The organism is Pseudomonas sp. Tof1 (assembly GCF_055390395.1).
The window spans coordinates 401,122-413,486 of the sequence record NZ_AP024344.1; the positions used below are offsets into that span (position 1 = coordinate 401,122).

General features: G+C 64.6%; 8 protein-coding genes and 2 pseudogenes. 7 read left to right on the plus strand and 3 right to left on the minus strand.

Features of this window, described 5'->3' with window-relative positions; genetic code table 11:
• Positions 1 to 16: 16 nt before the first annotated feature.
• Positions 17 to 1,222 (plus strand): imidazolonepropionase, encoded by a 1,206-nt coding sequence (hutI, locus tag ACZ5KU_RS01800; RefSeq protein WP_054060883.1) that lies wholly within the window; start codon positions 17 to 19, stop codon positions 1,220 to 1,222.
• Between the two features lie 10 nt (positions 1,223 to 1,232).
• A complete protein-coding gene (hutG, locus tag ACZ5KU_RS01805; RefSeq protein WP_464736769.1) occupies positions 1,233 to 2,036 on the plus strand; it encodes an N-formylglutamate deformylase in 804 nt (267 codons plus the stop codon).
• Between the two features lie 43 nt (positions 2,037 to 2,079).
• Here the strand turns inward: hutG and ACZ5KU_RS01810 are convergent, their stop codons facing one another.
• Positions 2,080 to 3,000 carry a M29 family metallopeptidase gene (locus ACZ5KU_RS01810; RefSeq protein WP_054060881.1) on the minus strand — a complete coding sequence of 307 codons (921 nt, stop codon included), beginning with the start codon at positions 2,998 to 3,000 and terminating at the stop codon, positions 2,080 to 2,082.
• Between the two features lie 242 nt (positions 3,001 to 3,242).
• Between ACZ5KU_RS01810 and pip the strand changes: the two genes are divergently transcribed.
• The 5 genes and pseudogenes from pip (at position 3,243) to ACZ5KU_RS01835 (ending at position 10,314) form a co-directional block, all read left to right on the plus strand.
• A complete protein-coding gene (gene pip, locus ACZ5KU_RS01815) occupies positions 3,243 to 4,214 on the plus strand; it encodes a prolyl aminopeptidase (RefSeq protein ID WP_054060880.1) in 972 nt (323 codons plus the stop codon).
• A complete protein-coding gene (dtd, locus tag ACZ5KU_RS01820) occupies positions 4,211 to 4,648 on the plus strand; it encodes a D-aminoacyl-tRNA deacylase (RefSeq protein WP_054060879.1) in 438 nt (145 codons plus the stop codon). Before pip ends, dtd begins: the two co-directional genes overlap by 4 nt.
• 266 nt (positions 4,649 to 4,914) lie before the next feature.
• On the plus strand, positions 4,915 to 6,738 hold the full coding sequence (locus tag ACZ5KU_RS01825) for a glucan biosynthesis protein G (RefSeq protein WP_054060885.1): 1,824 nt from the start codon (positions 4,915 to 4,917) through the stop codon (positions 6,736 to 6,738).
• Positions 6,731 to 9,300 (plus strand): annotated as a pseudogene (gene mdoH, locus ACZ5KU_RS01830) (glucans biosynthesis glucosyltransferase MdoH). Before ACZ5KU_RS01825 ends, mdoH begins: the two are co-directional and overlap by 8 nt.
• 216 nt (positions 9,301 to 9,516) lie before the next feature.
• Positions 9,517 to 10,314 (plus strand): transporter substrate-binding domain-containing protein, encoded by a 798-nt coding sequence (locus ACZ5KU_RS01835; protein ID WP_081006088.1) that lies wholly within the window; start codon positions 9,517 to 9,519, stop codon positions 10,312 to 10,314.
• Positions 10,315 to 10,326: 12 nt separating this feature from the next.
• Here the strand turns inward: ACZ5KU_RS01835 and ACZ5KU_RS01840 are convergent, their stop codons facing one another.
• Both ACZ5KU_RS01840 and ACZ5KU_RS01845 read right to left on the minus strand, forming a co-directional pair.
• The gene (locus tag ACZ5KU_RS01840; protein WP_416773401.1) at positions 10,327 to 11,199 is read right to left on the minus strand and encodes a methyl-accepting chemotaxis protein; all 873 of its coding nucleotides are present in this window, start codon (positions 11,197 to 11,199) and stop codon (positions 10,327 to 10,329) included.
• A 33-nt stretch (positions 11,200 to 11,232) separates the two neighbouring features.
• Positions 11,233 to 12,243: pseudogene (locus ACZ5KU_RS01845) on the minus strand (methyl-accepting chemotaxis protein); the annotation flags it as partial.
• Positions 12,244 to 12,365: the final 122 nt, after the last annotated feature.

The window sequence follows — 12,365 nt, forward strand, 5'->3', positions numbered from 1 at the left end:
CCCACGGAGGCCCCGGATGAAAACGCTCTGGCACAACTGTCACGTTGCAAGCATGGCGCAAGGCACCTACTCGATCATCGAGGATGCCGCCATCGTGACCGTGGCCTCGAAGATCGACTGGATCGGCCCACGCGCCGAGCTGCCGGCGGCGGATTATCCACAGGTCCATGACCTGGCTGGGGCCTGGGTCACACCGGGGCTGATCGACTGCCACACCCACACGGTGTTCGGCGGCAACCGCAGCGGCGAGTTCGAGCAGCGCCTGCAGGGTGTCAGCTACGCCGAGATCGCCGCCGCTGGCGGCGGTATCGCCAGCACCGTGCGGGCGACCCGCGCGGCCAGCGAGGAGCAGCTGTTCGCCAGTGCCCGGCAGCGCCTGAGCTGCCTGCTGCGCGATGGCGTGACCAGCGTCGAGATCAAGTCCGGCTATGGCCTGGACCTGGAAAACGAACGCAAGATGCTCAAGGTCGCCCGTCGTCTCGGCGAGGAGCTGCCGGTCAGCGTGCGCACCACCTGCCTGGCGGCCCATGCGCTGCCGCCGGAATACAAGGATCGCGCCGACGACTACATCGAGCATATCTGCAACGACATGCTCCCGGCGCTGGCTGCCGAGGGGCTGGTGGACGCGGTCGACGCGTTCTGCGAATACCTGGCGTTCTCCCCGGCCCAGGTCGAGCGGGTGTTCCAGGTCGCGCAGCGCCTGGGTCTGCCGGTGAAACTGCACGCCGAGCAGTTGTCCTCGCTGCACGGTTCGAGCCTGGCGGCGCGCTACCAGGCGTTGTCCGCCGATCACCTGGAGTTCATGACCGAGGAGGACGCCATCGCCATGGCGGCGGCGGGCACGGTGGCGGTGTTGCTGCCCGGTGCCTTCTATTTCCTGCGTGAAACCCAGTTGCCGCCGATGGAGGCCCTGCGTCGGCACGGCGTGAAGATCGCCATCGCCACCGACCTCAACCCCGGGACCTCGCCGGGCCTGTCCCTGCGCCTGATGCTGAACATGGCCTGCACCCTGTTCCGCATGACCCCGGAGGAAGCCCTGGCCGGTGTCACCCTGCACGCCGCCACGGCCCTGGGCATGGGCGATAGCCATGGGTCCCTCGAGGTCGGCAAGGTCGCCGACTTCGTCGCCTGGCAGATCGAGCGGCCGGCGGACCTGGCCTACTGGCTGGGCGGCGACCTGGGCAAACGCGTGGTTCGCCACGGTATTGACGTAGTGATCTAGGAGAGTGCTTGTGGATAACGTCCTGAACTTCAAGAAAGGCCGGGTGCCGCTGCTGATCAGCATGCCCCACGCCGGGCTGAAACTGACGCCGGCGGTCCGTGACGGGCTGATTCCCGAGGCCCGCAGCCTGCCGGACACCGACTGGCATATTCCCAGGCTCTATGACTTTGCCGAGGAGCTGGGCGCCAGCACCCTGGCCGCCGAGTACTCGCGTTTTGTCATCGACCTCAACCGTCCGTCCGACGACAAGCCGCTGTACGCCGGAGCCACCACCGGGCTTTACCCGGCGACGCTGTTCGATGGCGTGCCGCTGTTCCAGGACGGCCGCGAGCCCTGCGCGCAGGAGCGGGCGGGTTACCTGGAGCAGGTCTGGACGCCGTACCACCGGACCCTGCAGGAGGAGCTGGCGCGGCTCAAGGCCGAGTTCGGCTATGCGCTGCTGTTCGACGCCCATTCGATCCGTTCGGTGATCCCGCACCTGTTCGAAGGCAAGTTGCCGGATTTCAACCTCGGCACCTTCAATGGCGCCAGTTGCGATGCCCGACTGGCTGCACGGCTGGAGGCGATCTGTGCCGGGCATCCGGCCTACAGCCACGTGCTGAACGGACGCTTCAAGGGCGGGCACATCACCCGTCACTACGGCAACCCGGCCGAGCACATCCATGCCGTGCAACTGGAGCTGGGCCAGTGCAACTACATGGAAGAGTTCGAGCCGTTCAACTATCGCAGCGATCTGGCCGAGCCGACGCGGGTGGTGCTCAAGGAACTGCTGCAGGGGCTGCTGGCCTGGGGGCGTGAGCGCTACGGGCGTTGAGTGGAGTCTTCCTGCCGTCTCCGACAGGCCGGCCACCGTGACATCAGCCGGGAAGCACCTCGATGCCGGGGCTGAGGAAGTCGATGTGATAGCCGTTGAGCCCATCGCCCAGGGCGACATGCACGCCCAGGATGCCTTCGTTTATCGGTGAGTTGCGCAGGTAGTTGATGTTCGGCCCGATGGCGTCGTTCACGCCGATGGCGAACTCGCTCAGATACAGCCCGCGGTGTCCGGCGGCCTGGCTCAGCAATTGGAGGTATTCCTCCCCCGCGACCACGAACGAGCGCACCTGGTTGTGTTCGATGCGCAACCAGGCATCGTGATGGGCGACCTGTGCCGCCAGCCGGCGCATGTCGTCCACCAGGCCGTCGGGCAACGGCCGCGCCCGGCTGCTGCGCGACAGCAGCAGGCCGCTGACATGCAGGACGCCGCTGACCTGGAAAATATCCGGGCAGTCGGGCCGCATGTGGGCGTAGTGCACCTCGAACAGCTCGGTGACCGACAGCACGAAGCTTTCGCCGATCTCGTTGCGGGTCAGGGCATAGGGTGCGCAGTTGCCGTTGAGCCAGACCTCGGCCCGGCTGTTGGCGCTGGTCAGGTGCAGGCGGCGCAGGCCGTTGAGCAGCGTCAGGTAGTGCTGCTGGCGCCTGAGGCAGTCGGCGAAATCGCAGCGCAGCAACAGCATCAGGCTGTAGAGCGCGTTCTCCAGGCCGGTATCGAAGGCATGCAGTGGGCACAGCAGGGTCTGTTTGTGCGCGGTGCGCGCCGCTCGCTGATAGAGTTGCCGGGCGCCCTGGCGGGAAAAGGAAAATGCCAGGCTCTGTGCCGGCAGCCTTTCCAGGCTGCCCAGTAGACTGGCTTCCAGCCCCAGTTCACGTAGGCCGCGGACAAACATTTCGCTGTCGGCGACGATAACGGCTTTTTCCGGGTAGACGAGCAGATCGGGCAAGCGGTGCTGGTTCATCGGGAACTCCCTGTCTTTTCTGGCTATGGGCAGCCACGGAAAGCGGCTCCTGCCGCTCGGTTTGACGCTCCTTATTGAATCGCTCATCGAGCCGATTTGAACACTGACCAAACGGCTAGTTGCCAGCAAACAACCGCGCTTTTGACAAGGACATGCCGTTTGCGTGATTCGGGTTTATGATGCCGGACGGCACAATCAAAGAAGTCCCCCCAGGGATGACCCCGACCCTTACGGAGCGCGTGATGCAGACTTTGTACCCGCAGATCAAACCCTACGCCCGGCACGATCTGGCCGTGGATGAGCCGCATGTGCTGTACGTCGACGAAAGTGGCTCGCCCGAGGGCTTGCCGGTGGTTTTCATTCACGGTGGCCCGGGTGCCGGCTGTGATGCCCAGAGCCGCTGCTATTTCGACCCCACCCTGTACCGGATCGTGACCTTCGACCAGCGTGGTTGCGGTCGCTCGACGCCACACGCCAGCCTGGAAAACAACACCACCTGGGATCTGGTGGCGGACCTGGAGCGGATTCGCGAGCACCTGGGTATCGACAAATGGGTGCTGTTCGGCGGCTCCTGGGGTTCGACCCTGGCGCTGGCCTATGCGCAGACCCACCCCGAGCGGGTCCATGGCCTGATTCTGCGGGGGATCTTCCTGGCACGTCCGCAGGATGTCGAATGGCTCTACCAGAACGGCGCCAGTCGCCTGTTCCCCGACTACTGGCAGGATTATGTGGCGCCGATCCCGGCGGATGAGCGCGAAGACCTGCTTGGCGCCTTCCACAAGCGCCTGACCGGCAACGACCAGATCGCCCAGATGCACGCGGCCAAGGCCTGGTCGCTGTGGGAAGGACGTACCGCGACCCTGCGGCCGAACCCGCTGGTGGTCGATCGTTTCTCCGAGCCGCAGCGGGCCTTGTCCATCGCGCGGATCGAGTGCCATTACTTCACCAACAATTCGTTCCTGGAGCCCGATCAACTGATCCGCGACATGGACCGGATCGCCCATCTGCCCGGCGTGATCGTGCACGGCCGCTACGATGCCATCTGCCCACTGGACAACGCCTGGGCGCTGCACCAGGCCTGGCCGAACAGCGAACTGCAGGTGATTCGCGATGCTGGCCATGCCGCCTCGGAGCCGGGCATCACCGATGCGCTGGTGCGCGCCGCGAACCAGATGGCGCGACGCCTGCTCGACCTGCCTCCCGAAGAAGCATGAGGGGCCTGTTGCAGCGCGTCAGTGGCGCGCGGGTCGAGGTCGAGGGGCAGGTGGTGGGTGCCATCGACCAGGGTTTGCTGGTGCTGCTGGCCGTCGAGCCCGGGGACACCCGGGCCAGCGCCGACAAACTCTTGCATAAGCTGCTTAACTATCGGGTGTTCAGCGATCCCCAGGGCAAGATGAACCTGTCCCTGGCGGATACCGGCGGCGGTTTGCTGCTGGTGTCGCAGTTCACCCTGGCCGCCGATACCCGTAGCGGGCTACGCCCGAGCTTCTCCACGGCAGCGCCGCCGGCGCTGGCCGAAGAACTTTTCGACTACGTGGTGGCACAGGCGCAGCAGTTGCATGGTCAGGTGGCGACGGGACGTTTCGGGGCGGACATGAAGGTTCATCTGGTCAATGATGGCCCGGTAACCTTCCTGTTACACACCTGAAAATGAAAAAAACCGCGTATCGGGCTGAAAACAGGGCATTTTGTCGATAAATACTTTGTTTCGCCTGATGCGTTGTAACGCCGCCTACTAGATAATCGCGCGCTACGGGGATCAGCGTTCGTTGGTCCATTTTGAATTAGGTAGAGACTTGTCCGACATCGTTTGGGGAATCATTTCGCCCCAGGGGAGTCGGAACAATGCTCGCCAACCTGGCGCATAGATAGCTAGCCGTTGGTTTTTTGATCTGTTTTCGGCGAGGGTTGCTCGTGATTGTTAGTCCCTGTAATGCACCAAAATTGACTGCCAGAGGGTTGAGAAAAGCACTGGTGACGGGCTCCGCACTGCTTTGCCTGCTCAGTGCCGGGCAAATCTTTGCATTCAATCTGGACGATGTGGCGGCCAAGGCGAAGACCCTGGCCGGGCAGAAGTACGAGGCTCCGCGCAGTAATCTGCCGAACGAATTCCGGGAGATGAAGTTCGCGGACTACCAGAAAATCCGCTTCCTGACCGACAAGGCCGAATGGGCTGACCAGAAGACGCCGTTCAAGCTGTCGTTCTATCACCAGGGCATGCACTTCGACACGCCGGTGAAAATCAACGAAATCACCGCCAACGACGTCTCGGAGATCAAGTACGATCCGAGCCGTTTCGACTTCGGCGACCTGAAATTCGATCCGAAAACCACCGAACAGCTGGGTTATGCCGGCTTCCGCGTGCTTTATCCGATCAACAAGGCCGACAAGCAGGACGAGATCATGACCATGCTCGGCGCGAGCTATTTCCGCGTCGTGGGCAAGGGCCAGACCTATGGCCTGTCCGCCCGTGGCATGGCGATCGATACCGCCCTGCCGTCCGGCGAGGAATTCCCGCGCTTCACCGAGTTCTGGATCCAGCAGCCCAAGCCGACCGACAAGCACCTGGTGATCTTCGCCCTGCTTGACTCGCCACGGGCGACCGGTGCCTATCGCCTGACCCTGCGTCCGGGTGCCGACACCATCGTCGACGTCAAGGCGCAGATGTTCCTGCGCGACAAGGTCGGCAAGCTGGGCGTGGCCCCGCTGACCAGCATGTTCCTGTTCGGTGCCAACCAGCCGTCGAAAGTCCTCAACTACCGTCGCGAGCTGCACGACTCCGCCGGCCTGTCGATCCATGCCGGTAACGGCGAGTGGCTGTGGCGTCCGCTGAACAACCCGAAACACCTGGCGGTGAGCAACTTCTCCGTGGAGAACCCGCGTGGTTTCGGCCTGCTGCAGCGCGGTCGCGACTTCAGCCACTACGAGGACCTCGACGACCGCTACGACAAGCGTCCAAGCGCCTGGATCGAGCCGAAGGGCGACTGGGGCAAGGGCACCGTCGACCTGGTGGAGATCCCGACCGCCGATGAAACCAACGACAACATCGTGGCTTTCTGGAACCCGGAAAAGCTCGCCCAGCCGGGTGAAGCGATGAACTTCGCCTACCGTCTGCACTGGACTCAGGACGAAGCTGCCCTGCATTCGCCGGACAGCGCCTGGGTCAAGCAGACCCTGAAGTCCACCGGTGACGTCAAGCAGTCGAACCTGATCCGCCAGCCGGATGGCAGCGTGGCCTACCTGATCGATTTCGAGGGCCCGTCCCTCAAGGCCCTGCCGGAAGATGCGCCGGTGCGCAGCCAGGTCAGCGTCGGCGATAACGCCGAAGTGGTCGAGAACAGCCTGCGCTACAACCCGGAAACCCAGGGCTGGCGCCTGACCCTGCGCCTGAAGATCAAGGATCCGGGCAAGTCCACCGAGCTGCGCGCTGCGCTGGTCAAGGACATCGCTGCCGCCGAGCCGGTGAAGGCTTCGTCCCAGGTGGTCAAGGCCGACAAGGTTGCCGCCAAGTCCCAGGAGAAGCACGAGAAGGAAGCGGCCAAGGCCCAGGACAAGGACGCAGCCAAGTCTGCGGAAAAGGACGCGGCCAAGACTCAAGAGAAAGACAAGGCCAAGGACAAGAAAGAGCACGACGCCCCGGCGCCGGCTGCCGAGGCTGCCCCAACCACCCCGGAGCCGGCCAGAACCGAACAAGTCCTGACCGAGACCTGGAGCTACCAGTTGCCTGCCGATGAGTAATCCTATCGCCCAGCCAGAGGCTCTCTCCGAGTATCTGGCGCACCTGCCGCTTAGTACCGAGCAGCGCGCCGAGTTGGCGAACTGCAAGTCGTTCGCCGAGTTGCATGAGCGGCTCGGTGCGCAACCGTCCGCCGACTCCGCCGAGGCTGCACAAGCCTCGGTGGGGCGTCGCCTGACCCTCGACAGCGCCGCCGACCTGGAAGATGCCGAGATGCTCTCGGTGGACGCCAGCGGCCGGGTGTGCCTCAAGGCCACCCCGCCGATCCGGCGCACCCGGGTCGTTCCCGAGCCCTGGCGGACCAATATCCTGGTCCGCGCCTGGCGGCGCCTGACCGGGCGCAGCAACCCGCCGGCACCCAAGGACGACAGGCGCGAGCTGCCTCATGCCCGCTGGCGTACCGTGGGCTCGATCCGACGCTACATCCTGCTGATTCTGATGCTTGGCCAGACCATCGTCGCCGGCTGGTACATGAAAGGCATCATGCCTTACCAGGGCTGGTCGTTCGTCGACCTCAACGAGGTCCTGCACCAGCCGGTCCTGCAGACCGCCCGGCAGGTGCTGCCCTATGTCCTGCAGACCACCATCCTGGTGATGTTCGGGATTCTGTTCTGCTGGGTTTCGGCCGGTTTCTGGACCGCGCTGATGGGGTTCCTCGAACTGCTCACCGGGCATGACAAGTACCGTATCTCCGGCGCCAGCGCCGGCAGCGAGCCGATCCCGGCGGATGCCCGTACGGCCATCGTCATGCCGATCTGCAACGAGGACGTGGCGCGGGTGTTCGCCGGCCTGCGGGCGACCTTCGAGTCGGTCGCGGCCACCGGTGACCTGGACCGTTTCGACTTCTTCGTCCTCAGCGACAGTAACGACACCGATATCTGCGTGGCCGAACAGCAGGCCTGGCTGGATGTCTGCCGTGAGGCCTCGGGCTTCGGCAAGATCTTCTACCGCCGCCGCCGCCGTCGTGTGAAGCGCAAGAGCGGCAACCTCGACGACTTCTGCCGTCGCTGGGGGGCGACTACAAGTACATGGTGGTGCTCGACGCCGACAGCGTCATGAGCGGCGAATGCCTGACCAGCCTGGTGCGCCTGATGGAGGCCACGCCGGACGCCGGGATCATCCAGACCGCGCCAAGGGCGTCGGGCATGGACACCCTGTATGCGCGCATGCAGCAGTTCGCCACCCGCGTCTACGGCCCGCTGTTCACCGCCGGCCTGCACTTCTGGCAGTTGGGCGAGTCCCACTACTGGGGTCACAACGCGATCATCCGCATGAAACCGTTCATCGAGCACTGCGCCCTGGCGCCGTTGCCCGGCAAGGGCGCGTTCGCCGGTGCGATCCTGTCCCACGACTTCGTCGAAGCCGCGCTGATGCGTCGTGCCGGCTGGGGCGTGTGGATCGCCTACGACCTGCCCGGCAGCTACGAGGAATTGCCGCCGAACCTGCTGGACGAACTCAAGCGCGACCGCCGCTGGTGTCACGGCAACCTGATGAACTTCCGCCTGTTCCTGGTCAAGGGCATGCACCCGGTGCATCGCGCGGTGTTCCTCACCGGCGTGATGTCCTACCTGTCGGCACCGTTGTGGTTCTTCTTCCTGGTGCTGTCGACGGCGCTGCTGGCGGTCAACACGCTGATGGAGCCGCAGTACTTCATGGAGCCGCGCCAGCTCTATCCGCTGTGGCCGCAATGGCACCCGGACAAGGCGGTGGCGCTGTTCTCCACCACCATCGTGCTGCTGTTCCTGCCCAAGCTGCTCAGCGTCATCCTGATCTGGGCCAAGGGCGCGAAGGAGTTCGGCGGCAAGTTCAAGGTGACCGTGTCGATGCTGCTGGAGATGCTGTTCTCCATGCTGCTGGCGCCGGTGCGGATGATTTTCCACACCCGTTTCGTCCTGGCCGCGTTCCTCGGCTGGGCGGCGACCTGGAACTCGCCGCAGCGTGACGACGACTCCACGCCCTGGAGCGAAGCGGTGCGCCGTCACGGTCCGCAGACCCTGCTGGGTGCCCTCTGGGCCCTGCTGGTGATCTGGCTGAACCCGAGCTTCCTGTGGTGGCTGGTGCCGATCGTCGGCTCGCTGATGCTGTCGATCCCGGTTTCGGTGATCTCCAGCCGGGTCAACCTGGGCCTGCGCTCGAAGGATGAGCAGCTGTTCCTCATCCCCGAGGAATACAACCCGCCCCAGGCGCTGCTGGCGACCGACGAATACACCCACGAGAACCGCTGGCACGCGCTGAACGACGGTTTCGTCCGGGCGGTGGTCGACCCGCGGCAGAACGCCCTGGCCTGTGCCCTGGCGACCTCCCGTCACCGGCAGGCCGAGCCGATCGAGTGGCTGCGCAACGAGCGTGTCCGGCATGCCTTGAAAGTCGGCCCGGCGGGCCTCGACAACAACGCCCGCCTGCAATTGCTCAGCGACCCGGTTGCCCTGGGCCGCCTGCATGCGCAGGTCTGGAGCGAAGGCCATGGCGAGTGGCTCAATGCCTGGCGTGCGTCGGTCAAGGCCGATCCGCATGCACCGCTGCTGCCGCTGCAACCTGTTGTGGCAATCGGTCAACCCGCCTGACTCCATCCCCCCTGGAGCCTGCTCCAGGGGGGATGCGACCTCTTGCAAGCCGTTTCTCTCCCGCCTGTACCCATTGTCATTTGGTAACAAAACATCCGCTCGACGGCCTGTTCGGGTGCGTTAGGATCGCGCCCCGAAATTGTGCCCGCCGGCCTGCGCCAGTTCCGCGTAGACCGGACGGGGCGATCCCATCGGGAAATGGATCAAGGAGTTTTCATGACGAGAAGGTACCTGGCGATACTGCTGGGCGTTGCCGCATTCCTGCAGGCCTGCGGGCTCCAGGCGGGCGCCATCGACGAAGCGGTCAGGCGGGGCAGCCTCAAGGTGGGGACCAATCCGACCTATATGCCGTTCCAGATGACCGACCGACAGGGGCGGGTGGTGGGTTTCGAGATCGATCTGCTGCATGAAATGAGCAAAGCCCTTGGGGTGCGCCTGGAGATATTGCCCAGCAGCTACCCGCAACTGATCCCCGACCTGCTGGCGGGCAAGACCGACCTGATCGCCAGCGGCATGACCCTGACCCCGGAGCGTAACCTGCGCCTGAACTTCAGCGATCCCTTCATGGTGGTGGGGCAGACCATGCTGATTCCGCTGGAGCTGGGGGGCAAGGTCCAGAGTTTCGAGGACCTGAACGATGCCGCCTACCGCATCCGTGTCAAGGCCGGCACCACCGGTGAGATCGTGGCGAAGAGGCTGATCGGCAAGGCCCAACTGGTCAGTTACGCCACTGAGGAGGAGGGCGTGCGCGATGTGCTCGACGGCAAGGCCGACGCCTTCATCCATGATGCACCCTACAACCTGGTGGCGGTGAACCGGCTGGGGGCTGGCAAGCTGCTGTGCCTGGACCAGCCCTTCACCTACGAGCGCCTGGCGTTCGGTCTGAAGAAGGGCGACCACGACAGCCTGAACTGGATCAACCACTTCCTGAACCAGATCGCCGAGGACGGCACTTACGACCGGATCCACGACAAGTGGTTCAAGGACACCGCCTGGCTGGCCGACCTCGACTGAGTTCGGTCAGGGTCAGACACGGAAGCGGCTGACCAGTACTTGCAGGTGATTGCCCAGGCGCGCCAGTTCGACGCTGGAGGCGGCGGTTTCCTCGCTGGCCGAGGCGGTCTGTTCGGAGACGTCGCGCACGTTCAGCACGCTGCGGTTGATCTCCTCGGCCACGGCGCTCTGTTGCTCGGCGGCGGCAGCGATCTGCTGGTTCATCGTCTGGATCGCCGACACCGTGCGGGTGATGCTCCCCAGCGCGCCACCGGCACGGCGGGTCAGTTCGACGCTGCTGTCGGTCAGGCTGCGGCTGTTGTCCATGATGGTCGCCACCTGGTCGGTGCCTCCTTGCAGGCCAACGATCAGTTCCTCGATTTCCTCGGTGGATTTCTGGGTGCGTTGGGCCAGGCTGCGCACTTCGTCGGCGACCACGGCGAAACCACGCCCGGCCTCGCCGGCACGGGCGGCCTCGATGGCGGCGTTGAGGGCCAGCAGGTTGGTTTGTTCGGCCACCGACTTGATCACGTCGAGCACGCTGCCGATCTTGTCGCTTTCGGCCTTGAGGTGGCTCATGGCTTCGGTGGAGTGACCGACTTCGGCGGCCAGGCGTTCGATCTGGGCGATGGCCTCGCCGACTACCTTGTCGCCTTCGCGGGCCTGCTGGTCGGCGGCGACCGCGGCTTCCGAGGCCTCTTCGGCGTTACGTGCCACTTCCTGCACGGTGGCGGTCATCTCGTGCATGGCGGTGGCGACCTGGTCGGTCTCGGCCTTCTGGCTGTTGACCCCGGCGCTGGTCTGTTCGGTCACGGCCGACAGTTGCTCGGCGGCGCTGGCGATCTGCGTGACCCCATCGCTGATACCGCCGATCAGCTTGCGCAGGCTGATGGTCATGCTCTGCATGGCCCGCTGCAGTTGGCCGAGTTCGTCGCGGCGGCTGACTTGCAGGTCCTCGCTGAGGTCGCCGGAGGCAACGCGCTCGACCACCTTGAGGGTCTGCTGCAGTGGTGTGACGATCTGCCGGGTGATGGTCCAGGCGGCAATGATGCCGAACAGCAGGGCCAGGCCGGCGGAAATGCCGAGCAGGCTCTTCGCCTGGTCGGCATCGCTGTCGCGGCGGGCGGTCTGCAGGTCGGTCAGCTGGTTGCTCAGTTCCAGCAGATGGTTGCCTTGCTCCTCCATGTTCTTGAGCGCCTGGGCGCTGGCGATCTGGGAGTCGCGGAAGGCGCTGACGGCAGCCCGATAGGCCTTGAGGGAGTCGCTGGCCTGCTGCAGGTTGGCCAGGTGCTGCTCGGGCAGCCTGGCCGGCAGGCTCTCCAGGTTCTTCAGAGCGTTGTCGATGGCATCCAGTGCGGGTTGCTCTGCATCACTGCGGCCACTGTAGGTGTAGCCGCGAACCTGGAAACGGGCCTGCTGGATCAGTTTGCTCAGCTCGATCACGCTGTTGAACTGGGCGATGCTGTCGCCCTGCAGCATCGATTTCTCGACCTCTGCAACCTTGGCGACGGCATTGTCGGCGCTGGCGCCGAGTTTGCTGCGGGCGGCCTCGCGGTTCTGCGTGGCCTGGGTCATGTCGGCGAACGCGCGCTTGTACTGGACAAGGGTGGCCAGTTGCTGGTCGATCAGTGTGATGCTTTCCGGGGTCTGCAACTGCTGGCGGGCTGTTTGCAGGCCGTTTTCCAGCTTGTCCAGCAGGCCGGCGACGGTGCCCGGGCCCTGTTCGCCCTTGCGCATCTCGTAGTCCAGGCGGGCGATACGCAGGTCCTTGGTCAGCATGTTCAGCGAGGAAATGTAGCCCAGCTTGTCGCCACGGTTGATCACCGAACCCAGGCCGCTCCAGCCGGTGAAGGTGATGAGCATGGTCAGGAGCAGTACCAGGCCGAAGCCGATACCGAGTTTCAGGTTGATGCTCACATTGCCCAGGCTCTGGGTTAGCCAACGGTACATGGGTCGGACTCCTGACGGCGCTCGTACGCCTGATGGCGGACGGATTTCCAATATTGCCGTTGTATCGGCGGCGTAGAGCGATTCTGTAGCGCCGCGATCCTTCAATGTACCCCACGGAACCC

Excerpts from the sequence above, each read along its gene's own strand:
- hutI (WP_054060883.1), top strand. The coding sequence starts at position 17 with ATGAAAACGCTCTGGCACAACTGTCACGTTGCAAGCATGGCGCAAGGC.
- ACZ5KU_RS01810 (WP_054060881.1), bottom strand. The coding sequence starts at position 3,000 with ATGAACCAGCACCGCTTGCCCGATCTGCTCGTCTACCCGGAAAAAGCC.
- pip (WP_054060880.1), top strand. The coding sequence starts at position 3,243 with ATGCAGACTTTGTACCCGCAGATCAAACCCTACGCCCGGCACGATCTG.
- ACZ5KU_RS01835 (WP_081006088.1), top strand. The coding sequence starts at position 9,517 with ATGACGAGAAGGTACCTGGCGATACTGCTGGGCGTTGCCGCATTCCTG.
- ACZ5KU_RS01840 (WP_416773401.1), bottom strand. The coding sequence starts at position 11,199 with ATGCAGAGCATGACCATCAGCCTGCGCAAGCTGATCGGCGGTATCAGC.
- dtd (WP_054060879.1), top strand. The coding sequence starts at position 4,211 with ATGAGGGGCCTGTTGCAGCGCGTCAGTGGCGCGCGGGTCGAGGTCGAG.